The 24,429-nt window shown below is 61.6% G+C and carries 21 protein-coding genes; 8 read left to right on the forward strand and 13 right to left on the reverse strand.

The window, feature by feature from the left end; genetic code table 11:
• Positions 1-169: 169 nt before the first annotated feature.
• On the reverse strand, positions 170-1,510 hold the full coding sequence (locus HX792_RS01295; protein WP_176994434.1) for an ammonium transporter: 1,341 nt from the start codon (positions 1,508-1,510) through the stop codon (positions 170-172).
• 34 nt (positions 1,511-1,544) lie between these two features.
• On the reverse strand, positions 1,545-1,883 hold the full coding sequence (glnK, locus tag HX792_RS01300) for a P-II family nitrogen regulator (protein ID WP_002555808.1): 339 nt from the start codon (positions 1,881-1,883) through the stop codon (positions 1,545-1,547).
• Between the two features lie 422 nt (positions 1,884-2,305).
• On the opposite strand from glnK, the gene HX792_RS01305 reads away from it, so the two are divergent.
• Both HX792_RS01305 and HX792_RS01310 read left to right on the forward strand, forming a co-directional pair.
• Positions 2,306-2,566, forward strand: coding sequence for an accessory factor UbiK family protein (locus HX792_RS01305; RefSeq protein ID WP_176994435.1), 261 nt, complete (start codon positions 2,306-2,308; stop codon positions 2,564-2,566).
• 213 nt (positions 2,567-2,779) lie between these two features.
• Positions 2,780-4,276, forward strand: coding sequence for a YifB family Mg chelatase-like AAA ATPase (locus HX792_RS01310; RefSeq protein WP_176994436.1), 1,497 nt, complete (start codon positions 2,780-2,782; stop codon positions 4,274-4,276).
• Between the two features lie 111 nt (positions 4,277-4,387).
• Here the strand turns inward: HX792_RS01310 and HX792_RS01315 are convergent, their stop codons facing one another.
• On the reverse strand, positions 4,388-6,364 hold the full coding sequence (locus HX792_RS01315; RefSeq protein WP_176994437.1) for a methyl-accepting chemotaxis protein: 1,977 nt from the start codon (positions 6,362-6,364) through the stop codon (positions 4,388-4,390).
• A gap of 177 nt (positions 6,365-6,541) precedes the next feature.
• On the reverse strand, positions 6,542-7,462 hold the full coding sequence (locus HX792_RS01320; RefSeq protein WP_176994438.1) for a LysR substrate-binding domain-containing protein: 921 nt from the start codon (positions 7,460-7,462) through the stop codon (positions 6,542-6,544).
• 150 nt (positions 7,463-7,612) lie between these two features.
• On the opposite strand from HX792_RS01320, the gene HX792_RS01325 reads away from it, so the two are divergent.
• Positions 7,613-9,016 (forward strand): NorM family multidrug efflux MATE transporter, encoded by a 1,404-nt coding sequence (locus tag HX792_RS01325; protein WP_176994439.1) that lies wholly within the window; start codon positions 7,613-7,615, stop codon positions 9,014-9,016.
• A 294-nt stretch (positions 9,017-9,310) separates the two neighbouring features.
• On the opposite strand, the gene HX792_RS01330 is transcribed toward HX792_RS01325, so the two are convergent.
• A complete protein-coding gene (locus tag HX792_RS01330) occupies positions 9,311-10,975 on the reverse strand; it encodes a bifunctional diguanylate cyclase/phosphodiesterase (protein WP_176994440.1) in 1,665 nt (554 codons plus the stop codon).
• Positions 10,976-11,230: 255 nt separating this feature from the next.
• On the opposite strand from HX792_RS01330, the gene rep reads away from it, so the two are divergent.
• Entirely contained in the window at positions 11,231-13,240 is a 2,010-nt protein-coding gene (gene rep, locus HX792_RS01335) for a DNA helicase Rep (RefSeq protein ID WP_102061199.1), read from the forward strand.
• Between the two features lie 58 nt (positions 13,241-13,298).
• Positions 13,299-13,871, forward strand: coding sequence for a xanthine phosphoribosyltransferase (locus HX792_RS01340; protein WP_010207474.1), 573 nt, complete (start codon positions 13,299-13,301; stop codon positions 13,869-13,871).
• Between the two features lie 113 nt (positions 13,872-13,984).
• Here the strand turns inward: HX792_RS01340 and HX792_RS01345 are convergent, their stop codons facing one another.
• From HX792_RS01345 to dadA, 6 genes are all read right to left on the reverse strand, one after another.
• The gene (locus HX792_RS01345) at positions 13,985-15,907 is read right to left on the reverse strand and encodes an acetyl-CoA hydrolase/transferase family protein (RefSeq protein ID WP_176994441.1); all 1,923 of its coding nucleotides are present in this window, start codon (positions 15,905-15,907) and stop codon (positions 13,985-13,987) included.
• Positions 15,908-16,045: 138 nt separating this feature from the next.
• On the reverse strand, positions 16,046-16,459 hold the full coding sequence (locus tag HX792_RS01350; protein ID WP_176994669.1) for a cytochrome c5 family protein: 414 nt from the start codon (positions 16,457-16,459) through the stop codon (positions 16,046-16,048).
• 181 nt (positions 16,460-16,640) lie between these two features.
• Positions 16,641-17,189, reverse strand: a complete 549-nt coding sequence (locus tag HX792_RS01355) for a cupin domain-containing protein (protein ID WP_003176893.1) — start codon at positions 17,187-17,189, stop codon at positions 16,641-16,643.
• 116 nt (positions 17,190-17,305) lie between these two features.
• Positions 17,306-18,379 (reverse strand): alanine racemase, encoded by a 1,074-nt coding sequence (gene alr, locus HX792_RS01360; protein WP_176994442.1) that lies wholly within the window; start codon positions 18,377-18,379, stop codon positions 17,306-17,308.
• Positions 18,380-18,458: 79 nt separating this feature from the next.
• Positions 18,459-18,812 (reverse strand): RidA family protein, encoded by a 354-nt coding sequence (locus tag HX792_RS01365; protein ID WP_145158111.1) that lies wholly within the window; start codon positions 18,810-18,812, stop codon positions 18,459-18,461.
• The gene (gene dadA / locus HX792_RS01370; protein WP_176994443.1) at positions 18,784-20,085 is read right to left on the reverse strand and encodes a D-amino acid dehydrogenase; all 1,302 of its coding nucleotides are present in this window, start codon (positions 20,083-20,085) and stop codon (positions 18,784-18,786) included. Before dadA ends, HX792_RS01365 begins: the two co-directional genes overlap by 29 nt.
• A 156-nt stretch (positions 20,086-20,241) precedes the next feature.
• On the opposite strand from dadA, the gene HX792_RS01375 reads away from it, so the two are divergent.
• On the forward strand, positions 20,242-20,730 hold the full coding sequence (locus HX792_RS01375) for an Lrp/AsnC ligand binding domain-containing protein (protein ID WP_003176896.1): 489 nt from the start codon (positions 20,242-20,244) through the stop codon (positions 20,728-20,730).
• A gap of 104 nt (positions 20,731-20,834) precedes the next feature.
• Here HX792_RS01375 and HX792_RS01380 read toward each other — a convergent pair whose 3' ends face one another.
• Positions 20,835-21,188 carry a YkgJ family cysteine cluster protein gene (locus tag HX792_RS01380; protein WP_176994444.1) on the reverse strand — a complete coding sequence of 118 codons (354 nt, stop codon included), beginning with the start codon at positions 21,186-21,188 and terminating at the stop codon, positions 20,835-20,837.
• Between the two features lie 115 nt (positions 21,189-21,303).
• Here HX792_RS01380 and HX792_RS01385 point away from each other — a divergent pair, with 115 nt between their 5' ends.
• Complete coding sequence (locus HX792_RS01385) at positions 21,304-22,596, forward strand: FAD-binding oxidoreductase (protein WP_176994445.1); 1,293 nt, start codon at positions 21,304-21,306, stop codon at positions 22,594-22,596.
• On the opposite strand, the gene HX792_RS01390 is transcribed toward HX792_RS01385, so the two are convergent.
• Positions 22,597-22,821, reverse strand: a complete 225-nt coding sequence (locus HX792_RS01390; RefSeq protein WP_176994446.1) for a DUF1127 domain-containing protein — start codon at positions 22,819-22,821, stop codon at positions 22,597-22,599.
• Positions 22,822-22,987: 166 nt separating this feature from the next.
• On the opposite strand from HX792_RS01390, the gene HX792_RS01395 reads away from it, so the two are divergent.
• A complete protein-coding gene (locus HX792_RS01395) occupies positions 22,988-24,412 on the forward strand; it encodes a PLP-dependent aminotransferase family protein (protein ID WP_176994447.1) in 1,425 nt (474 codons plus the stop codon).
• The last annotated feature ends 17 nt before the right edge of the window (positions 24,413-24,429 follow it).

Below are 24,429 nucleotides of genomic sequence, written 5' to 3' on the forward strand. Positions count from 1 at the left end.
AAAAAACAAAGTGTCGAATACGCCTACATGCCTGTAAGACATTCGCATGCTGAAAAGTGCCGTGTGCATCCCATCACAAACTCGATGCAAAAACCGTTACAGCGCTCCATGACTGACAAACACCAGACAAAAAAATGCCCGGCAAGCCGGGCATCTTTTTTTCGCGTACTTACAAGTTGTAGCCGCGTTCGTTGTGTTGCGCCAGGTCGAGGCCAACCGCCTCTTCCTCTTCGGTAACCCGCAGGCCCATCACAGCATCCAGCACCTTGAGGATGATGAAGGTCACGATGGCCGTGTAGATCACGGTGAAGCCGACGCCTTTGCACTGGATCCAGACTTGCGCCGCGATGTCAGTGGTAGCCGCGTTGAAGCCACCCAGCGAAGGGGCTGCGAACACGCCGGTCAGGATCGCGCCGAGGATACCGCCGATACCGTGCACGCCGAAGGCGTCCAGGGAGTCGTCGTAGCCCAGTTTGCGTTTCAGGGTAGTGGCGCAGAAGAAGCACACCACGCCAGCTGCCAGGCCGATCACCAGGGCGCCCATCGGGCCCACGGTACCAGCGGCCGGAGTAATTGCTACCAGGCCAGCCACGACACCCGAGGCGATGCCCAGTGCGCTTGGCTTACCGTGGGTGACCCACTCGGCGAACATCCAGCCCAGGGCCGCAGCAGCGGTCGCGATCTGGGTAACCAGCATCGCCATGCCGGCGGTGCCGTTGGCCGCCGCAGCGGAACCGGCGTTGAAACCGAACCAGCCCACCCACAGCATGGCCGCGCCCACCAGGGTGTAACCCAGGTTGTGCGGTGCCATTGGCGTGGTCGGGAAACCTTTGCGCTTGCCCAGTACCAGGCACGCCACCAGGCCAGCCACACCGGCGTTGATGTGCACCACGGTGCCGCCCGCGAAGTCCAGCACGCCCCAGTCGCCCAGCAACGAACCCGGACCGCCCCATACCATGTGGGCAATCGGCGCGTAGACCAGGGTGAACCAGACGCCCATGAAGATCAGCATCGCGGAGAACTTCATGCGCTCGGCGAATGCACCGACGATCAGTGCAGGGGTGATGATGGCGAAGGTCATCTGGAAGGTGACGAACACCGCCTCAGGGAACAGCGCCGCAGGGCCGGTGATGCTCGCCGGGGTGACGCCCGACAGGAACAACTTGGACAGGCCGCCCACGAAGGAATTGAAGTTGACAACGCCCGCTTCCATACCGGTGGTATCGAACGCCATGCTGTAGCCGTAGACAAACCACAGGATGGTGATCAGACCGGTGATGGCGAAGCACTGCATCATCACGGAAAGAATGTTTTTGGAGCGAACCATGCCGCCGTAGAACAGCGCCAGGCCCGGAATGGTCATGAACAGTACCAGCGCGGTGGATGTGAGCATCCACGCCGTGTCGCCGGAATTGAGGACTGGAGCAGGGGCTGGGTCCGCCGCCAATGCCAGGGCCGGCATTACGAGGGACAACAGGGCTCCTAGCCCTGCGAATTTACGCAGAGTCATATTGTTTTCTCCTGGGGCGTTGGGGTTTGGCGGCTTAGATTGCGTCGGTATCGGTTTCGCCGGTACGGATGCGAATAGCCTGTTCCAGATTGACCACGAAGATCTTGCCGTCACCGATCTTGCCGGTGTTGGCGGCCTTGGTTATCGCTTCGATAACCCGGTCAAGATCCTTGTCGTCAATGGCGACATCAATCTTCACCTTCGGCAGGAAATCGACCACGTATTCCGCGCCGCGATACAGCTCGGTGTGACCCTTCTGCCGACCGAAGCCTTTGACCTCAGTAACGGTAATGCCCTGCACGCCGATCTCGGACAACGACTCGCGTACATCGTCCAACTTGAACGGCTTGATGATGGCAGTGACTAGCTTCATGAAAACTCTCTCCCGAATTGGTGGACTTGCCCCAGGAAAACAAACCCGTCTCAAGTCTAAGCGCAGTGCCTGGCTTTGTAACGCGTCGTCGCCTCGGCATTTGCCTTTGCGACGCCAGCGAACCACTGGTGACGAAACCTGTACCCCTGATCCGTCGGCGCACTGCATTCGTCACAGCGACTGCATCAGTGCATGGGTCATGATCGTCTAAGCAGAAACCTTGCCAGCTCCGTAAAAATCACTGAAATCAGTCCTTTACCCACTTATGCCCACCTGCCGGGCTTTTTGGCGGCGGCAATGCGCACAAAAACAGTGCGCCACTGCCCGCCCCATTGCGCGAAAAGCGTGCGCCCCAGGCCGTGAAAAAGACTATAGACGGTGCGTGGTACACTGCCGGCCAACAGTTTTCCGGAATATTTCCCATGCTCGCGCCCAAAGACCTCCTCGACGCCCTGAGCGGCCACGCCTCTCGCCTGTTCAGCGGCGACACCCCGCTGCCCCGCAACGAAATCGAAAGCCAGTTCAAGGCGCTGCTGCAAAGTGGCTTCAGCAAACTCGACCTGGTCAGCCGGGAAGAGTTTGATAGCCAGATGGTGGTCCTGGCCCGCACGCGTGCGCGGCTGGAGAGCCTGGAGGCGAAGGTGGCAGAGCTGGAAGCACGGCTGACACCGCCGTCTGAATAACGCCACCCCCTGTAGGAGCTGGCTTGCCAGCGATCGCATCACCTCGGTACAACTGAAATACCGAGTCGTCTGCATCGCAGGCAAGCCAGCTCCCACATAAAGCGCCGTGGGTTGCTCTGGATACGTTCTGTAAAACCTCCCCCGCCTCGCTCTCTCCCGCCTCGTCTACCCTTGAAAAACCGCAGGAAGCGACCCTCCATTCAAGGAACGAGCATGTCCCTCGCCATCGTCCACAGCCGCGCCCAGGTTGGCGTAGAAGCCCCTGCCGTCACCGTCGAAGTGCACATGGCCAACGGCTTGCCGTCCCTGACCCTGGTCGGCCTGCCCGAAACCGCCGTCAAGGAAAGCAAGGACCGCGTACGCAGTGCCATCCTCAACAGCGCGCTGCAATACCCCGCCCGCCGCATCACCCTCAACCTCGCGCCCGCCGACCTGCCCAAGGACGGCGGGCGTTTTGATTTGGCGATTGCCTTGGGAATCCTCGCGGCCAGCGTGCAGGTGCCGTCGTTGATGCTCGATAACGTGGAATGCCTGGGGGAGTTGGCGTTGTCGGGTGAGGTGCGTGCCGTGAAGGGGGTGTTGCCGGCCGCGCTGGCGGCACGCAAGGCCGGGCGCACCGTGATAGTGCCCCGGGCGAATGCCGAGGAGGCGTGCCTGGCGTCGGGGTTGACGGTGATCGCCGTCGACCACCTGCTGCAGGTGGTGGCGCACCTGAATGGGCACGTACCGATTGAGCCGTACAAATCCGACGGCCTGCTGTACCTGAACAAGCCTTACCCGGACCTGAGCGAGGTGCAAGGGCAGCTTGCAGCCAAGCGCGCGCTGCTGATCGCGGCGGCGGGCGCGCACAACCTGCTGTTGAGCGGGCCACCCGGTACGGGCAAGACCTTGCTCGCCAGCCGCCTGCCGGGGTTGCTGCCGCCGCTGAGTGAACAGGAAGCCCTGGAAGTCGCGGCGATTCAGTCCGTCGTCAGCTTGGCGCCCTTGAGCCACTGGCCCCACAGGCCGTTTCGCCAGCCGCACCATTCGGCGTCCGGCCCGGCGTTGGTCGGGGGCGGGTCAAAGCCGCAACCGGGAGAAATCACCCTGGCCCATCACGGCGTGCTGTTCCTGGATGAACTGCCGGAGTTTGATCGCAAAGTGCTGGAGGTGCTGCGTGAGCCTTTGGAGTCGGGTCATATCGTGATTTCTCGCGCCCGCGACCGGGTGAGTTTCCCGGCACGCTTCCAACTGGTGGCAGCCATGAACCCCTGCCCTTGCGGCTATCTGGGCGAACCCAGCGGGCGCTGCCGCTGCACGCCGGAACAGATACAGCGCTACCGCAACAAGCTCTCGGGGCCGCTGCTGGACCGCATCGATTTGCACCTCACGGTCGCCCGGGAAACCACGGCGCTCAACCCGACCCAACAGGCTGGCGACAACACTGCGACAGCCTCGGCGCAGGTGGCCGAAGCCCGGGAGCGTCAACAACGGCGACAAGGGTGCGCGAATGCCTTCCTCGACCTGCCGGGGCTGAAGGAGCACTGCCAGTTGGTGAAGACCGACGAAAGCTGGCTGGAGAACGCATGCGAGCGGCTGACCTTATCGCTGCGCGCAGCTCACAGACTGCTGAAAGTAGCACGCACCCTGGCCGACCTTGAGCAGGCAGACGCAATTGCACGCCATCACCTGCAAGAGGCCCTGCAATATCGGCCGGCAGCCATCATCTGAGCCCAACACCGCCCCTGTGGGAGCCGGCTTGCCGGCGATGGCTGCTTCAAGGTTTGCGCCAGGCCTGAGGGCCTTATCGCCGGCAAGCCGGCCCCTACAGAGGGCGGGGTGTCAGCGGAAGCGGTCGACCTCTTGGCGCAAGCCCGCCGCCAGGGTTTCCAGTTCCTTGGCGGTGATCGCCAGGTTCGACACCACTTCACGTTGCTCGCTGTTGGCCAGCGCAATGCTTTGCAGGTTGCTGCTGAGCACGTTCGCGGTGCTGCTCTGTTCCTGGGTCGCGGTGGTGATCGCCGCAAATTGCTGGCCAGCCGAGCGGCTTTGCTCGTCGATGCGTGCCAGGGCCGAAGCCACGTCCGCGTTGCGCGACAGCCCTTCCTGCATCAACACATTACCGCGCTCCATAGTGCTGATGGCGTTGCCGGTTTCCTGCTGGATACTCTGGATCATCCCGGAGATTTCATCGGTAGCCTCACGGGTGCGCGACGCCAGGTTACGCACTTCATCGGCAACCACGGCAAAACCACGGCCTTGCTCGCCAGCCCGTGCAGCTTCGATGGCGGCGTTGAGCGCCAGCAGGTTGGTCTGCTCGGCAATCGAGGTGATCACCCCCACAATCCCGCCGATTTCCTGGGAGCGCTGGCCCAAGGTGTTGATCACCGTGGCCGTGCTGTTCAGTGCTGTGGCGATATGTTCCAGGGACGACGAGGCTTCTTGCATCGAGGTGCGGCCGATGCGGGTTTGCTGGGCATTTTCCTGGGCCAGACGTTCGGTGTTGCCCATGTTGTCGGCAATGTTCAGCGAGGTGGCACTGAACTCTTCCACTGCGCCGGCCATGCTGGTGATCTCGCCGGATTGCTGTTCCATGCCTTCATAAGCACCACCGGACAACCCCGACAAGGCCTGTGCCCGGCTATTGACCTCTTCCGCCGCCTTGCGGATATGCGAAACCATGGTCGACAAGGCTTCACCCATCTGGTTGAAGCTGCGCGCCAACTGGCCGATTTCATCATGGCTGGCCACGTTCAAACGGGCGCTCAAATCACCGGCGCCGAGGGCTTCGGCCTGGCGCACCAAGTCACTCAATGGCTGCAGTTTGCTGCGCAGCAGCCAGACCGCCGCGCCGACCGCCAACAGCATCGCCAGCACGCTGCCGATCACCAGGCGAATACCCACCGCCCAGGTGACTGCGCGGATCTCGGACTTCGGCATGCTTGCCACCACCGACCACGGGCCGCCTTCGAACGGTACCGAGACGCTGTAGAAGTCTTCGCTCTTGTCGCTCCAGAAGCGGCCTTCACCGGGCTTTTTCGCCAGGTCGAGCATCACCGGGATCGCTTGATCCAGTGCCTGCACACCCGCCGGTGGCACCAGCCAGTGTTTCTGCTCGTCCAACAGCGCCAGCGAGCCGGTCTGGCCGATACGGAAGCGCTTGAGGTTGTCGAACTGGGCCTTCTGCTCGTCGGTGTAGTCAAAGCCGATGAACAACACGGCGATGACCTTGCCACTGGCGTCACGCACCGGGGTGTACTGGGTCATGTAGGAGCGGTCGAACAGCACGGCCCGGCCCACATAGTTCTGTCCGGCCAGCAGGCGCTGGTACGCCGGGTGTTGGTGGTCGAGCACGGTGCCGATGGCCCGGTTGCCGTCCTGCTTGGTCAGCGAGGTGCTGATGCGGATGAAGTCTTCGCCGCTGCGCACGAATACCGTGGCCACGCCGCCGGACATCTGCTTGAACTCGTCCACTTCATCAAAGTTGTTGTTCAGCACATCCTCGCCCAGGTACAGGCTTGGGGTTTGCACGCCGGCCACGGTGACTGGCCGGTCTGCACGCACACTCAAGCCGGCGCCGAAGCGCTTCTCGAACAGCCCGCTCAAACGCTGAGTACTCTCGCGCAAGGTGCTGTGGAAGGTGTTGAGTTGGTCGGCCAGCAAACGCGCCTCGCTGGCCAGGTGCTCCTCGCGGGTGTCGAGGTTGGCCGAGTCAAGGGAACGCAAAGCGAAGACGGTACTGCCGCTGATGACGACAGCCAAAATAACGGCCAAGGCGAGGCCTAGTTGGGAGGCGATCCGAGCGCGAGGTTGAGACATGACAGCTCCTGGCCGAGGCCAGGATCATCCTGATCTCATAGCGCTGCTCGGCAAATTATCTGGTGGGAAACGTTGGTGCACGATGGTTCCAACACACCTTCTTCGGCGGGCCTGGGCAATACTTGAGCGATTCACAGGGGTATCGCGCAAACGATTGCACGAACGGTAGTCCGCGCATCAGTCGAGGCGCTGCACCTGAGGCAATTCCATCGCCTTGACTTCGCCTTGAAGAAACTCCGCCAACCGCCGCAAGCGTTCACCTCCGGGGCGGGTTTTCGGCCACACCAGGTAATAATTTTCGCCACTGGCCACGGCGGTGGGCCACGGCAGGCTCAACCGCCCTTGCGCCACGTCCTCGGCCACCATCAGCAGGTCGCCCATGGACACTCCATAGCCCCGCGCGGCGGCGATCATGCCCAGTTCAAGGGTATCGAACACCTGCCCGCCCTTGAGCGACACCTGGGACGACAAGCCCATGCGCTCCAACCAATTGCGCCAGTCGCGCCGATCGGGCGTGGGGTGCAGCAGCTCGGCGGTGGCCAGGCGCGCCGCATCCCAAGGGCCGTCGTCGAGCAGGTTGGGCGCCCCCACTGGAATCAGCAATTCCGGGAACAGGTAGCTGGCTTCCCAATCGGCTGGAAAATGCCCGTAGCTCAGCAGCACCGCACAATCGAATGGCTCCTGGTTGAAGTCCACCTCGTCCACACTCATCCACGCACTGGTCAGTTGCACCTCGTTGCCCGGCTGCAAGGCGCGGAATCGACTGAGACGCGCCAGCAGCCAGCGCATGGTCAGGGTCGAGGGTGCCTTCATGCGCAGGATGTCATCTTCGGCATTCAGGGTATGGCAGGCCCGCTCCAGCGCGGCAAAGCCTTCACGCACGCCGGGCAGCAGCAGGCGCGCCGCCTCGGTGAGTTGCAGGGTCCGCCCGCTGCGCTGGAACAGGCGGCAGGCAAAATGCTCTTCCAGCGTGCGGATGTGCCGGCTGACCGCGCTCTGCGTGATCGACAGCTCCTCGGCGGCGCGCGTGAAGGAGTTATGCCGGGACGCGGCCTCGAATGCACGCAAGGCATAAAGCGGAGGAAGGCGGCGCGACATAAGGAAAACTCCTACAAGGCAATCCGGCACCCTAGCAGAATCTATAAGTATGAGTATTAGTCATGCGAACGATCGCTTTTATCCTTTTGTGTAATGCGCCAGGAGCGCCGAGAATCAACCCTTCCCCAACCCTCTGACTTTTTGAGTGTGATGATCATGCAGCATCCGGCGCGTACCGAACTCTGGGCCATTCTGCGGCTGTCAGGGCCGTTGATTGCCTCACAGTTGGCGCACATGCTGATGGTGCTGACCGACACCCTGATGATGGCCCGCCTGAGCCCTGAAGCCCTGGCCGGTGGAGGCCTGGGCGCGGCCAGCTATTCCTTTGTGTCGATTTTCTGCATCGGCGTAATTGCTGCCGTGGGCACCCTGGTGGCCATTCGGCACGGCGCGGGCGATATCGAAGGCGCCACCCGCCTGACCCAGGCCGGGCTTTGGCTGGCGTGGCTGATGGCGCTGGTGGCGGGCTTACTGCTGTGGAACCTCAAGCCGCTGTTGCTGATGTTTGGCCAGACCGAAGCCAACGTGCACTCGGCCGGGCAGTTCCTGACGATCCTGCCGTTCGCCCTGCCGGGTTTCCTCAGCTTCATGACGCTGCGCGGTTTTACCAGCGCGATTGGCAAGGCGCAGCCGGTGATGGTGATCAGCCTCGGCGGTGCGGTGGCCAACTACCTGCTCAACCATGCACTGATCGAAGGCATGTTCGGCCTGCCGAAACTGGGGCTGATGGGCATTGGCCTAGTCACCGCCCTCGTCGCCAACAGCATGGCCCTGGCGCTGTGGTGGTACATCCGCAGCAACCGGACTTACGTGGCCTACCCGCTGGGCAAAGGCCTGTTGCGCCTCAACACCCAGTATTTGCGCGAGCTGTGGCGCCTGGGCCTGCCGATTGGCGGCACGTACGCGGTGGAAGTCGGGCTGTTTGCCTTCGCCGCGCTGTGCATGGGCACTATGGGCAGCACACAGTTGGCGGCGCATCAGATTGCCCTGCAGATCGTGTCGGTGGCCTTCATGGTGCCGGCCGGCATGTCCTATGCGGTGACCATGCGCATCGGCCAGCATTACGGCGCCGAGCAGTTGCTGCAGGCACGCCTGGCCGGGCGTGTGGGTATCGGGTTTGGCGCGGCAGTGATGCTAGGGTTTGCAGCGGTACTGTGGCTGTTTTCCGATCCGCTGATCGGACTGTTCCTCGACCATAACGACCCCGCCTTCCACGACGTGATCGTGCTGGCTGTCAGCCTGCTGGCGGTGGCGGCCTGGTTTGAACTGTTCGACGGCATGCAGACCATCGCGATGGGCTGCATCCGTGGGCTGAAGGACGCCAAGACCACCTTCCTGGTGGGGTTGGGTTGCTATTGGTTGATTGGCGCGCCGTCGGCGTGGTGGATGGCCTTCCACCTGGGCTGGGGCCCGACCGGGGTGTGGTGGGGGTTGGCCCTGGGCCTGGCCTGCGCGGCCATCAGCCTGACGTGGGCATTCGAAGCGAAGATGAAACGCATGATCCGCAAGAACTCTGCGGCTCAAACTGAATTTGGGGCCATGCAGCCTGAATAGAGGATGTACCCGATCAATGTAGGAGCTGGCTTGCCGGCGATGGCGGTATACCAGACAACTCATCTGGCGCTGAAATACCGCCATCGCAGGCAAGCCAGCTCCCACAGTTTTATCCGCGTTGTGTCAGACGGCAGCGGCGCAGATCAGGATTATCTGCCTGAAGAAGCTGGGGATCCACCGGTTCAATTGTGGGAGCTGGCTTGCCTGCGATGGCGGTGTGTCAGATAACTCATCTGGTACTGATACACCGCTATCGCCGGCAAGCCGGCTCCTACAGTTGATGGGGTTTGCAATTCAACCGAGAAGGGCTTGTTGGCCTTTGCCGAAGGTCAGGTACTCCACCAGCTCCGGCAACGGCAACGGCTTGCTGATCAGGTAACCCTGGGCCTGGTCGCAGCCAAACAAACGCAACAGCGCCAGTTGCTCAGGGGTTTCCACGCCTTCGGCCACCACTTCCAGGTTCAGGTTGTGGGCCAGGTTGATCATCGCGTGCACCAGCTTGCGGTTCTCTTCGCGCTCTTCCATGCCGCCAACGAAGCTCTTGTCGATCTTCAACAAGGCAATCGGCAGGCTGTTGAGGTGCACGAACGAGGAGAACCCAGTGCCGAAGTCATCCAGAGAGAAGCGCACACCCAGGCGGCCGAGCGCGTCCATGGTCTGCTTGACCAGGTCACTGCGGCGCATCACGGCGGTTTCGGTCAGCTCGAACTCCAGCCATTGCGCTTCCACACCACGCTCGGCAATCAGCCGGCTGAGGGTGGAAAGCAACTGGCTGTCCTGGAACTGACGGAACGACAGGTTGACTGCCATGTGCAACGGCGGCAGGCCGCGCTCGCGCAAGTCCTGCATGTCACGCAGGGCCCGGGAAATCACCCAGTAGCCCAGGGGCACGATCAGGCCGCTCTGCTCGGCCAGGGGCACGAACTCACTCGGCGGCAACAGGCCGCGCTCGCCGTGGCGCCAGCGCACCAGGGCTTCCAGGCCGACGATATGCCCGTCGTCCAGATCCAGGCGCGGTTGGTAATGCAGTTCCAGCTCATCACGGCGCAGGGCGCGGCGCAGTTCGCTTTCCAGGTCGGCCAGGCTGCGCGCGTTGCGGTTGATGCGTTCGTTGAAGATATGAAAGGTACAGCCCTGGGTGCTCTTGGCTTGCTGCATGGCGATATGCGCGTGCCACATCAGCGGGTCGGCACCGGCGCGGGCGCGGGCATGGGCCACGCCCAGGCTGCAGCCGATCAGCAGGCTCTCGCCATCCACCCAATAGGGTTCGGCCATGACTTCGGTGATGCGCTCGGCCATCCATTCGGCGCGCTGGGGTGCACGGCGGGTGTCGATCAGCAGGGCGAATTCATCGCTGCCAAGGCGCGCCAGTTGATCCCCGGCCTCAAGCTGGCTTTTGAGACGCGAGACCACTTGCAGGATCAGCCGGTCACCGGCCTGGTGGCCAAGGGCGTCGTTGGCGTGGCGGAAGTTGTCGAGGTCCAGGTGACAGAGGGCCAGGCCGCGGCCTTCGTTCTCGGCCAGCCGCGCCGCCAGCAGGGTCTGGAAACCCTGGCGATTGGCGATTCCGGTGAGCGGGTCCTGTTCGGCCAGGCGCTGCAAGGTGTTTTCCAGAACGCCCCGCTCGCGCACATGGCGCAGGCAGCGGCGCAATGTATCGGCATCCAATACATCACGGATCAACCAATCGCTGACACCGAGGGGAGAAACCAGCGGTTCCTGCTCCAGCAGCAATACACAAGGCAAGCTGCAGCGGCCCGGGCCAGGTTGCAGGTGGGGGGTGGTCAATAGCACGGCACCGTGGTCGTCATCGAACAGACGGCTCACGGAATCCCAATTTGGCGCGCTGATCAGCACAGCCCCATCGCCCATCGGCGCCAGGCACTCGCGCAATAACGCTGCCCACGCTGGCTCATCGGCCAGTAGCAGCAAACGCAAGGGTTCGACAGGCGTAGACAAGCTAGCTCCCTAGACTCTGCAAGAATTCGTTGGCGGCGGGCATTATGACGTGCGGTCTGATAATCACCAATGATAGGGGTTATCAAATACGCCGATTACAAACAATAGTCGCAAATGCCCGTACATCCTGCGGCAAAGTATCAAAACCGGCAAATTTAGATCGAGTGGTACGTCACACTGTCGTTCTGACAGAGCAGAATCCTGCGAGCCTGTTAAAATGCCCGCCCTTTTGAATAACGACTCCTGAAATTCTGTATGTCCCGACTCAACCCCCGGCAGCAAGAAGCCGTGAACTACGTCGGCGGCCCTCTATTGGTGCTCGCCGGTGCAGGCTCCGGCAAGACCAGCGTGATCACCCGCAAGATCGCGCACCTGATCCAGCAGTGCGGCATCCGCGCCCAGTACATCGTCGCCATGACCTTTACCAACAAGGCGGCGCGGGAAATGAAAGAGCGCGTCGGCACCCTGCTCAAGGGCGGCGAAGGCCGTGGCCTCACCGTGTGCACCTTCCACAATCTGGGCCTGAACATCATCCGCAAGGAGCACGTGCGCCTGGGCTACAAGCCCGGTTTCTCGATCTTCGACGAGACCGACGTGAAGTCGCTGATGACCGACATCATGCAGAAGGAATACGCAGGCGACGACGGCGTGGATGAGATCAAGAACATGATCGGCGCCTGGAAGAACGACCTGATCCTGCCCGCCCAGGCCCTGGAAAATGCGCGCAATCCCAAGGAACAGACGGCCGCCATCGTCTACACCCACTACCAGCGCACGCTCAAGGCGTTCAACGCGGTGGACTTCGACGACCTGATCCTGCTGCCCGTAAAGCTGTTCGAGGAACACGCCGACATCCTCGAAAAATGGCAGAACAAGGTGCGCTACCTGCTGGTGGACGAATACCAGGACACCAACGCCAGCCAATACCTGCTGGTGAAAATGCTGATCGGCAAGCGCAACCAGTTCACCGTGGTTGGCGACGACGACCAGTCGATCTACGCCTGGCGCGGCGCCCGCCCGGAAAACCTGATGCTGCTCAAGGACGACTACCCGTCCCTGAAAGTGGTGATGCTGGAGCAGAACTATCGCTCCACCAGCCGCATCCTGCGTTGCGCCAACGTGCTGATCTCGAACAACCCCCACGAGTTTGAAAAACAACTGTGGAGTGAGATGGGCCATGGCGACGAGATCCGCGTGATCCGCTGCCGCAACGAAGACGCCGAAGCCGAGCGCGTGGCGGTGGAAATCCTCAGCCTGCACTTGCGTACCGACCGGCCTTACAGCGATTTCGCGATCCTCTATCGCGGCAACTACCAGGCCAAGCTGATAGAGCTGAAATTGCAGCACCACCAGGTGCCGTATCGCTTGTCGGGCGGCAACAGCTTTTTCGGACGCCAGGAAGTCAAGGACCTGATGGCCTACTTCCGCCTGATCGTGAACCCGGACGACGACAACGCCTTCCTGCGCGTGATCAACGTGCCGCGCCGCGAGATCGGCTCCACCACCCTGGAAAAGCTCGGCAACTACGCCACCGAGCGCAAGATCTCGATGTACGCCGCCACCGACGAGATCGGCCTGGGCGAACACCTGGACACGCGCTTCACCGATCGCTTGTCGCGCTTCAAGCGCTTTATGGACAAGGTGCGCGAGCAGTGCGCCGGCGAAGACCCGATCAGCGCCCTGCGCAGCATGGTCATGGACATCGACTATGAAAACTGGCTGCGCACCAACAGTTCCAGCGACAAGGCCGCGGATTACCGCATGGGCAACGTCTGGTTCCTGATCGAAGCGCTGAAGAACACCCTGGAGAAAGACGAAGACGGCGAGATGACCGTCGAAGACGCCATCGGCAAGCTGGTGCTGCGCGACATGCTCGAGCGCCAGCAGGAAGAAGAAGATGGCGCCGAGGGCGTGCAGATGATGACCTTGCATGCGTCCAAGGGTCTGGAATTCCCCTACGTGTTCATCATGGGCATGGAAGAGGAAATCCTCCCACACCGCTCCAGCATCGAAGCTGACACCATCGAGGAAGAACGCCGGCTGGCCTACGTGGGCATTACCCGCGCACGTCAGACCCTGGCCTTTACCTTTGCCGCCAAGCGCAAGCAGTACGGCGAAATCATCGATTGTGCCCCCAGCCGATTCCTGGATGAACTGCCGCCGGACGACCTGGCCTGGGAAGGCAATGATGACACCCCGACCGAGGTGAAGGCCGTTCGCGGCAACACCGCGCTGGCGGATATACGCGCGATGTTAAAGCGCTAGAATCGACTACTTTTTAATCTACTTTCGGCGCCCGTTGCGTCAACAGAGGAAGCTTTCCGTGGAAGCACTGCACAAGAAAATTCGCGAAGAAGGCATCGTGCTTTCCGATCAGGTACTCAAGGTCGACGCCTTTCTGAACCACCAGATCGACCCGGCACTGATGAAACTGATCGGCGACGAATTCGCCGCGCTGTTCAAGGACTCGGGCATCACCAAGATCGTCACCATCGAAGCCTCAGGGATAGCCCCGGCCATCATGACCGGCCTGAACCTGGGCGTGCCGGTGATCTTCGCCCGCAAGCAACAGTCACTGACCCTGACCGAAAACCTGTTGTCGGCGACGGTGTACTCCTTCACCAAGAAGGTCGAAAGCACCGTGGCGATCTCCCCACGCCACCTGACCAGCAGCGACCGCGTGCTGGTGATCGATGACTTTTTGGCCAACGGCAAGGCGTCCCAGGCGCTGATTTCGATCATCAAGCAAGCTGGCGCTACCGTGGCCGGCTTGGGGATCGTGATCGAGAAGTCGTTCCAGGGGGGTCGTGCGGAGCTGGATGCGCAGGGTTACCGGGTTGAGTCGCTGGCACGGGTTAAGTCGTTGGCCGGTGGCGTAGTCACCTTCATCGAATAACACCAAATCCCTGTAGGAGCCGGCTTGCCGGCGATGGCGGCCTTGAGTCTTGTGATGACTTCAAGGACCTCATCGCCGGCAAGCCGGCTCCTACAGGGAGGTTGTGGTGGCTGTTAGTGTGCGGTGGCCTGTAGGCCGGCGAGTAGCAGGCGCTGGTAGAGGTCTTCTTTCAAGCCTTCGGGTTTATCCAACCCCATCCGCTTCAAATGCCCGGGAAACGCCTCCGGCTCCGGCGCGTCCAACGCAGCCTTGCCCAACTCCAGAATCTCCGTCAGCTTGAATTTGCTCTTGAGCCAGTTCAACGCCCGCAACAGATCCCGCTCTTCCTCCGTGAAATCGCTGCCCAGCGGGTACTCCGGAAACAACCGTCGATGCCGCGCCTGAATGCCCTTGAGCCGTTCCGGGGTGTTGTCGGTAAAACGCGGCTCCAACTGGAAACCCTCGGGCAGCTTGCCGGCCTTTTGCGCCTGCTCGATCAAATCATCCTGGAAGCGTGAGTCAGTGATCTTGAGCAACGCCTCGATCACGTTGGCATCCGTCTGACCGCGCAAGTCGGCAATACCATATTCGGTGATGACAATGTCCCGCAGGTGTCGCGGAATGGTGCAGTGGCCGTAGTCCCAGACGATATTGGAACTCACCTCTCCCGCCGATTCGCGCCAGCTGCGCAAAATCAGGATCGAGCGCGCCCCTTCCAGTGCATGGCCCTGGGCGACAAAGTTGTATTGCCCGCCCACGCCACTGAGTACGCGGCCGTCTTCCAGCTGGTCGGCAACGCCCGCGCCCAGCAGCGTGACCATGATCGCGCTGTTGATAAACCGTGCATCCAGGCGCTGCAGGCGCTTGAGTTCTTCCTGGCCGTACAGCTCGTTGATGTAGCTGATGCGGGTCATGTTGAATTCGAGACGCTTGGCGTGGGTCATTTCCTGCAAACGCTGGTAAAAACTGCGCGGCCCGAGGAAGAAACCTCCATGGATCGATACACCGTCGGGCTGCGCGGCGTCGTCCAGCGTGCCGGCGTTGGCCTGCTCCTGGGTGGCCACATCCGGGTACACCTTGCGCCGTACGATCCCGGCATCCGCCAGCACGAGCAAGCCGTTGACGAACATCTCGCTGCAGCCATACAGGCCCCGCGCAAACGGCGCGACGCCACCTTCATGGCTGATCAGCGGCGCCCACTGGTACACATCAAGGTCGGTCAGCAACAAGCGGTAGGCTTCGTTATCAGCCTGACGGGCCAGCAACGCGGCGGTCAACGCATCGCCCATGGAGCCGATGCCGATCTGCAACGTGCCGCCATCGCGCACCAGCGTGCTGGCATGCAGACCGATGAAATGGTCCTGGAACCCCACCGGCATGTTCGGTGTGGAGAACAGCGTGGTGCTGTCTTTTTCATCGATCAGGTAATCGAACGCGTCCATGCCCAGCTCGGAATCCCCCGGCATGTAGGGTAAGTCGCTGTGGACCTGGCCCACCACCAGGATGGTTTCCCCGGCGTCGCGGCGCTTAGCGATCATCGGTAGCAGGTCGAGGGTGATATCCGGGTTGCAGCTCAGGCTCAGGCGATCGGGGTGTTCGGCACTGCTGGCGACCAGTTGCGCCACCAAGTTCAGGCCGGCGGCGTTGATGTCGCGCGCAGCGTGGCTGTAGTTGCTGCTGACGTAGTCCTGCTGCGCCGAACGGCTGTGGAGCAAACTACCAGGCTGCATGAAGAACTGCTGAACGCGAATATTGGTCGGCAGGCTGTCTTTGTGCAGGTCAGCGAGGAAATCCAACTCGGGGTAATCGCCGAACACTCGCTCGATAAAAGGCCCGAGAAAGCGCTTCTGCAAACCATCACCAAAAGGCGGACGACCCAGGCTCAAGGCGGTGTAGATCGTCAGTTGCCGCTCTGGCAACTTGGCGATACGCCGGTACAGCGCGTTGACGAACAGGTTGGGCTTGCCCAGGCCCAACGGCATGCCCATGTGGATATGCGCCGGCAAGCGCGCCAGTACGTCGTCAACTGCTTGCTCGATTGAACACAACTGCACCATCCGATCCTCCCGAACATTCCATGATTAGGGGTTGGACCGAGCTTGCCGGGTCTTTGCTGCAATGAACAGCGTTGAAACACAAATCGCGGGCACAAAAAAAGCCGCTTAAAAGCGGCTTTTTTGGCGAAGATCGGTTGATCAGAGGCCGGACATCTTCTTGATTGCGCCTTTGAGGTCATCATCCGAGCAATCGGCGCAGGTGCCTTTGGGCGGCATGGCGTTCAGGCCGGTGATGGCCTTGGCCAGCAGGCCGTCGAGGCCACCCTGGTGGTCGGCGCGGTCTTTCCAGGCGGCGGTGTCACCTATTTTCGGGGCGCCCAGCAAACCAGTACCGTGGCACGCGTTGCAGTGCTTGGCGATCACGTCGTCCGGGGTCTTGGCAGCACCGCCGCCACCTGCGGCCACAGCCACTTCCATGCCCTTGCATTCCTGGCCCTGGACACAGACCTGGCCCACGGGCTCCAGGCGCTTGGCAATTTCATCATTGGTCGCAGCTTGAGCGCTGACAGCCCATAGGGCCAGTACGGTTGCTGGTGCAGCCAGCATTTTCATAATTAGGTTCACGCGTTCACCCTCAATGGTGGCTATTCACGCCTGCGGCCACGGTTTCGCAGGCGGCGAAAGTATAACGGTTAGCCCGCCTGGCCGAAACAACCCTATTAAATAAAGGGAGATTCGGCGTCACGGTTACAGCTGCGGGTGTGTCTGCAACGCTGGCAGCACGCCTCTTCTGTCAAAAGTTCGCCGGTGTGGCTGCGCTGATTAGTCGCGCCGGCACATCGAACGGGTTGCGAAAACGATGGGGCTTGGTGCTTTCAAAGTAGTAGCTATCGCCGGCTTCGAGCACAAAAGTTTCAAGACCGACCACCAATTCCAGGCGGCCCTCCACCAGAATCCCGGTTTCTTCGCCCTCATGGGTGAGCATTTCTTCGCCGGTGTCGGCGCCTGGCGGGTAGATCTCGTTCAGGAACGCAATTGCCCGGCTGGGGTGCGCCCGGCCTACCAGCTTCATGGTGACGGCACCGTCGGAGATGTCGATCAGCTCATTGGCTTTATAGACGATCTGCGTCGGTATTTCCTGGAGGATCTCCTCGGAAAAGAACTCGACCATGGACATGGGGATACCACCCAGCACCTTGCGCAAGGAGCTGATCGAGGGGCTGACGCTGTTTTTTTCGATCATCGAAATGGTGCTGTTGGTGACACCCGCACGCTTGGCGAGCTCACGCTGGGAAAGACCCTTGAGTTTACGGATGGATTGCAGTCGTTCGCCGACGTCCAATGCAGGAGCCTCCTAGGATTCAGGCGTTGTTGTAATTGAGCGTTATCATGGCGACAGCGTTCAGTATTTACAACACTTGGGCCTAAATCCCGGGCACCTGCGTTCGTACCCGGCGGTCAAGCGCCGGAATAGAGCCTTGGCACGCGGCGCAGGTTGCAGAAGATCTGGTAGGGAATGGTCTCGGCGGCCACCGCAACATCACTGGCCAGGATGTTTTTGCCCCACAACTCCACCGTAGAACCAAGGCCAGCCTGAGGCACGTCCGTCAGGTCGATGCACAGCATGTCCATCGAAACGCGGCCGAGCAATTGGCTGCGTTGACCGGCGACCAGTACCGGCGTGCCGGTCGGCGCATGACGCGGATAGCCATCGGCATAGCCCATGGCAACCACGCCAATGCGCATCGGCTTGGGCGTTATGAACTTGGCGCCATAGCCCACCGGCTCGCCGGCCGGCAGCTCACGCACAGAGATCACTTTGGACTCCAGGGTCATCACCGGCTGCAAACGTGCGGCCACCGCCTGGTCTTCGCCAAACGGCGTGGCGCCGTAGAGCATGATGCCCGGGCGTACCCAGTCGCTGGACACATTCGGCCAGCCCATCACCGACGGCGAGTTACGCAGGCTGACGTCGGCCGACAAACCTTGGCGCGCCGCTTCAAACACCGCCACTTGTTCATTGCTGCGCACGCAGTCGAGTTCATCGGCGCGGGCGAAGTGGCTCATCAAGACGATCTTGGCGACTTTGCCACTGGCCAGCAGGCGCTGGTACGCCTCGTGGTAATCCTTGGGATGCAAGCCAACCCGATGCATGCCGGAGTCGAGCTTGAGCCAGACGGTCAGCGGCTTGCTCAGCCTGGCCTGCTCGATCGCCTCCAGCTGCCACAACGAATGCACCACGCACCAAAAATCATGCTCGTTGATCAGCGGCAGCTCGTCGGCCTCAAAAAAGCCTTCGAGCAACAGCACTGGCGCCCGGATGCCGGCGGCGCGCAGCTCCAGTGCCTCTTCGATGCACGCCACGGCAAACCCGTCGGCCTCGGCTTCCAACGCCTGGGCCACGCGCACGGCGCCATGGCCGTAGGCATCGGCCTTGACCACGGCAAGCGCCTTGGCCCCCGTGACTTCACGGGCCAATTGGTAGTTGTGGCGCAGGGCTTGGAGATCGATCAGGGCACGGGCAGGACGCATGGCGGCAGGCTTCTAGGCGGCAGAGTGAAGAAAAACCGGCACCGACCAACAACGTCGGCACCGGGAGAGGGATCCAGGTTTAAGGCAGCGCCGCCACGACGGACAGCTCTACCAGGATTTCCGGTTCGCACAGCTTGGCTTCAACCGTGGCACGGGCCGGAGCGACGCCCTTGGGCAGCCACTTGTCCCACACCGCGTTCATGCCGGCGAAGTCGGCGTCGATGTCTTTGAGGTAGATCGTCACCGACAGCAACTTGCTCTTGTCGGTGCCAGCCAGGTCCAGCAAACGCTCGATATTGGCCAGGGTTTCACGGGTCTGCTGTTCAATTCCGGCACTCATGTCGTCGCCGACTTGCCCTGCCAGGTATACGGTGCCGCTGTGGACAACGATCTGGCTCATGCGCTCATTGGTGAGCTGGCGCTGGATTGACATGTTTTGCGGACTCCTGATGGTTGCCATAACGGGAAATATCGAGGCCTGCGGCACTGATCTGCGGCGTTTTCTTCGCCATCAGGTCGGCCAGCAGGCGGCCCGAACCACAGGCCATGGTCCAACCGAGGGTGCCGTGGCCGGTATTCAGGAACAGGTTCTTGAACGGTGTGGCACCGACAATCGGCGTGCCGTCGGGTGTGGTCGGGCGCAGGCCGGTCCAGAAGCTGGCCTCGGTCAAATCGCCGCCCTGAGGATAAAGGTCGTTGACGATCATCTCCAGGGTTTCACGTCGGCGCGGGTTCAGCGACAGGTCAAAACCAGCTATTTCAGCCATGCCGCCAACGCGGATGCGGTTGTCGAAACGGGTGATCGCGACCTTGTAGGTCTCGTCCAGAATGGTCGAAGTCGGCGCCATCGCCGGGTTGGTGATCGGCACGGTCAGCGAGTAACCCTTGAGCGGGTACACCGGTGCCTTGATCCCCAGCGGCTTGAGCAGCTTCGGCGAGTAGCTGCCGAGGGCCAGCACGTAACGGTCGGCGGTTTCCAGCTTGCCATCGATCCACACGCCGTTGATGCGGTCGCCGGCGTAGTCGAGGCGCTGGATATCTTGTTCGAAGCGGAATTCCACGCCCAGTTGCTTGCACATCTCGGCCAGGCGAGTGGTGAACATCTGGCAGTCGCCGGTCTGGTCGTTCGGAAGGCGCAGGGCGCCGGCGAGGATGTCGGTGACGCTGGCCAGGGCCGGTTCAACGCGGGCGATGCCGGCGCGGTCGAGCAGCTCAAAAGGCACGCCGGACTCTTTCAGCACGGCGATGTCCTTGGCGGCACCGTCCAACTGGGCCTGGGTGCGGAACAGCTGGGTAGTCCCCAGGCTGCGGCCTTCGTAGGCAATGCCGGTCTCGGCGCGTAGTTCGTCGAGGCAGTCACGGCTGTACTCGGACAAACGCACCATGCGCTCTTTGTTCACCGCATAACGGCTGGCGGTGCAGTTGCGCAGCATCTGCGCCATCCACAGGTATTGGTCGATATCGGCGGTGGCCTTGATCGCCAGCGGCGCGTGGCGTTGCAGCAGCCATTTGATGGCCTTGAGCGGCACGCCTGGCGCGGCCCAGGGCGACGCATAGCCTGGAGACACCTGGCCGGCGTTGGCGAAACTGGTTTCCATGGCAGCGGCAGGCTGACGGTCGACGACCACGACTTCAAAGCCGGCCCGAGCCAAATAGTAGGCACTGGTCACACCAATGACGCCGCTACCCAAGACCAGAACGCGCATTTTTATATCCTCATCGCGGGCATGGCCGCTGACGTGTGTTGTTCGAGCAATGATGTGCGCAGTGTAAAAAACTATTGCCAGTGCATTTCACTATATAAGTGCCTATATTTGGCGACAATTCTTGGCAAAAACCCTTTTCACAGAGGCGTATCCCCTATGCGTACCAACACCCAGACCAAGCGGGAGCTGGACAAGATCGACCGCAACATCCTGCGCATCCTGCAAACCGATGGGCGAATCTCGTTCACGGAGCTGGGAGAAAAGGTCGGGCTGTCCACCACGCCGTGTACCGAACGGGTCCGTCGGCTGGAGCGCGAGGGGATCATCATGGGCTACAACGCACGGCTGAACCCGCAGCATTTGAAGGGTAGTTTGCTGGTATTTGTCGAGATCAGCCTCGATTACAAGTCTGGCGACACCTTTGAAGAGTTTCGCCGCGCCGTGCTGAAACTGCCGCACGTGCTGGAATGCCACCTGGTGTCAGGCGACTTCGACTACCTGGTGAAAGCGCGGATTTCCGAGATGGCGTCGTACCGCAAGTTGCTGGGGGACATCCTGCTCAAACTGCCCCATGTGCGGGAGTCCAAGAGCTATATCGTGATGGAAGAAGTGAAAGAAAGCCTGAACCTGCCAATTCCTGATTAACCAAATGACACAACTCGGTCAAATGTGGGAGCTGGCTTGCCTGCGATAGCGGTGGCGACTGACCCACCGTCATCGCAGGCAAGCCAGCTCCCACATTAACCGAGTTAAACCAGCACTTGCCGAGTGCTGGCCATGTACTCATGGACCTGCTTCTCCACCCGCGGGTGAATCAGCTCCAACGGCCGCCGCCCGTTCGGGCAGGGCAACGTCTTGGTGGTGCCGAACAATCGGCAGATCAGCGGGCGCTCGTCATACACGGTGCAACCATTTGGCCCCAGGTGTACACAGTTCAGCTCGTCCATGGCCGCATCCTGCTCGGCAGCGGTCTTGCGGGGCAGACGCGACATTTCCTCGGGCGAGGTGGTCACCGGCCCACAGCAGTCGTGGCAACCCGGGACGCACTCGAACGATGGGATCTGACGGCGCAGCGCGCTGATTTTCTGACTGTTGCAACTCATCGAAACACGTACCGAACGGCGAATAGGCGTGGATTCTGCCGCAAAAGCCTGCGGTGAGACAGCTTCGCCCGACAGCTGTATCCTGCGTCAAATTTTCCAAACAGGGATGCTCCCCATGACCGCCAGCGCCCGGCACACCGCTTCCTACTACGCCGCCAGCAGCGTGCCGCAACCCGATTACCCGGCGCTGGCCGGTGAAGTGACGGCAGATGTGTGCGTCATCGGCGGCGGTTTTTCAGGGCTCAACACCGCTCTGGAACTGGCTGAGCGAGGTTTGCGCGTAGTGCTGCTGGAAGCGCGCAAGATCGGCTGGGGCGCCAGCGGGCGCAACGGCGGCCAGTTGATCCGGGGCGTCGGCCATGGCCTGGACCAGTTCACCCACGTGATCGGCACCGACGGCGTGCGCCAGATGAAACTGATGGGCCTCGAAGCGGTGGAGATCGTGCGCGAGCGCATCGAGCGTTACCAGATCCCTTGTGACCTGACCTGGGGCTATTGCGACCTCGCCAACAAACCCCGCGACCTGCATGGCCTGGCCGAAGACGCCGAAGAACTGCGAAGCCTCGGCTATCGTCACGAAGTGCGCCTGCTGCAAGCCGACGAGATGAGCAGCGTGATCGGCTCCGAGCGCTATGTGGGTGGCATGATCGACATGGGTTCCGGCCACCTGCACCCGCTGAACCTGGCCCTCGGCGAAGCAGCTGCCGCGCAGCAATTGGGCGTGGAGCTGTACGAACAATCCGAAGTGACCCGCATCGACTACGGCCCCGAGGTCAACGTGCACACCGCCTCGGGCAACGTACGCGCCAAGACCCTGGTACTGGCCTGCAACGCCTACCTGAATGACCTGAACCCACAGTTGGGCGGCAAGGTGCTGCCAGCCGGCAGCTACATCATCGCCACCGAGCCGCTGAGCGAAGCGCAGGCCCACAACCTGCTGCCACAAAACATGGCAGTGTGCGACCAGCGGGTGACGGTGGACTACTTCAGACTGTCCGCTGACCGACGCCTGCTGTTCGGTGGTGCCTGTCACTATTCCGGCCGCGATCCCCAGGACATCGGCGCCTACATGCGTCCGAAAATGCTCAAGGTGTTCCCGCAACTGGCCAACGTGAAAATCGACTACCAATGGGGCGGCATGATCGGCATCGGTGCCAACCGTTTGCCGCAGATTGGCCGGTTGGCCGACCAGCCCAATGTGTATTACGCCCAGGCCTACGCGGGCCACGGTCTCAATGCCACGCACCTGGCGGGCAAGCTGCTGGCCGAAGCCATCAGCGGCCAGCAGCAGGGCCGCTTCGATCTGTTCGCCCAGGTGCCACACATCACCTTCCCAGGCGGCAAGCACCTGCGCTCGCCGCTGCTGGCCCTGGGCATGCTCTGGCACCGCCTCAAGGAACTGGTCTGATCAATCACGCCAGAAGGGTTTAAGACCCTCCTGGCGTGCCTGTTCCAAGGTCAGCCCAACATCGCGCAACTGCTCGCGGGTCAGGTGCAGCAACGCCTTGCGGGTGTGGCGACGGTGCCAGAACAGGTCCCAGCGACTGATATTGCGCGGCGCCCTCGCCCGCTCCTCTCCGGCCTCCAGTTCCTGGCTGTATAACGCCAACCGCACATCGCTCATGCCGCTCATTTTGCTGCCCCTCATTTGCTTGTTGCCATGAGTGACTAGAATGGGCGGACGGCCAAAACCAATACAGATTCAACCAACTTTTATTAAATACATACAGAAGCTGCCTATCGACGGCTGAATCCTGTATTTTCGCCTTATCTGTACTGGTCCCTTGGGAGCGACCGCCATGACCCTCTACGTCAACCTCGCCGAACTGCTGGGCACCCGCATCGAACAGGGCTTCTACCGCCCGGGCGACCGCTTGCCCTCGGTCAGGGCCTTAAGCGTGGAACACGGGGTCAGCCTGAGCACCGTGCAGCAAGCCTACCGCCTGCTGGAAGACAACGGCCTGGCGATGCCCAAGCCCAAATCCGGCTACTTTGTGCCGGTCGGCCGCGAGCTGCCGGCACTGCCTGAAGTGGGGCGCCCGGCACAGCGCCCGGTGGAAATTTCCCAATGGGACCAGGTACTCGAGCTGATTCGCGCCGTGCCACGCAAAGACGTCATACAGATGGGCCGGGGTATGCCAGACGTATTGTCGCCCACCATGAAACCCCTGCTGCGCAGCCTCGCACGGGTCAGCCGGCGCCAGGATCTGCCGGGCCTGTATTACGACAACATCCTCGGCTGTATGGAACTGCGTGAGCAGATTGCGCGGCTGTCACTGGATTCGGGCTGCCAGCTGACCGCCGAGGACATCGTGATCACCACCGGTTGCCACGAAGCACTGTCCGCCAGCATCCACGCCATCTGTGAGCCCGGCGATATCGTTGCCGTGGATTCGCCGAGCTTTCACGGCGCCATGCAGACCCTCAAGGGCCTGGGCATGAAAGCCCTGGAAATCCCCACCGATCCCATCACCGGGATCAGCCTCGAAGCCCTTGAACTGGCCCTGGAACAGTGGCCGATCAAGGTCATCCAACTCACGCCCAACTGCAACAACCCGTTGGGCTACATCATGCCGGAGGCCCGCAAAAAAGCATTGCTGACCCTGGCTCAGCGCTTTGACGTGGCGATCATCGAAGACGATGTGTATGGCGAGCTGGCGTACAGCTACCCTCGCCCGCGCACCATCAAGTCGTTCGACGAAGACGGCCGCGTGCTGCTGTGCAGTTCGTTCTCGAAAACCCTGGCGCCCGGGCTGCGCATTGGCTGGGTGGCGCCCGGGCGCTACCTGGAACGGGTGCTGCACATGAAATACATCAGCACCGGCTCTACCGCGACCCAACCGCAGATCGCCATCGCCGAGTTTCTCAAAGGCGGGCACTTCGAGCCACATTTGCGGCGGATGCGCACCCAATATCAGCGCAATCGCGACTTGATGATCGACTGGGTCAGCCGCTACTTCCCAGCCGGCACCCGGGCCAGTCGCCCCCAGGGCAGCTTTATGCTGTGGGTAGAGCTGCCCGAAGGTTTCGACACGCTCAAACTCAACCGTGGCCTTGTGGAACAGGGCGTACAGGTGGCGGTGGGCAGTATCTTTTCTGCCTCCGGCAAATACCGGAACTGCCTGCGCATGAACTACGCTGCCAAGCCAACCCCGCAGATTGAAGACGCGGTGCGCAAGGTCGGTGCCGCGGCAATCAAGTTGCTGGCTGAGGCGGCCGACTGACCTTTCGCGGGAAATGG

Origin of the sequence: Pseudomonas sp. B6002 (assembly GCF_013385985.1) — a bacterium.
Lineage (GTDB): Bacteria > Pseudomonadota > Gammaproteobacteria > Pseudomonadales > Pseudomonadaceae > Aquipseudomonas.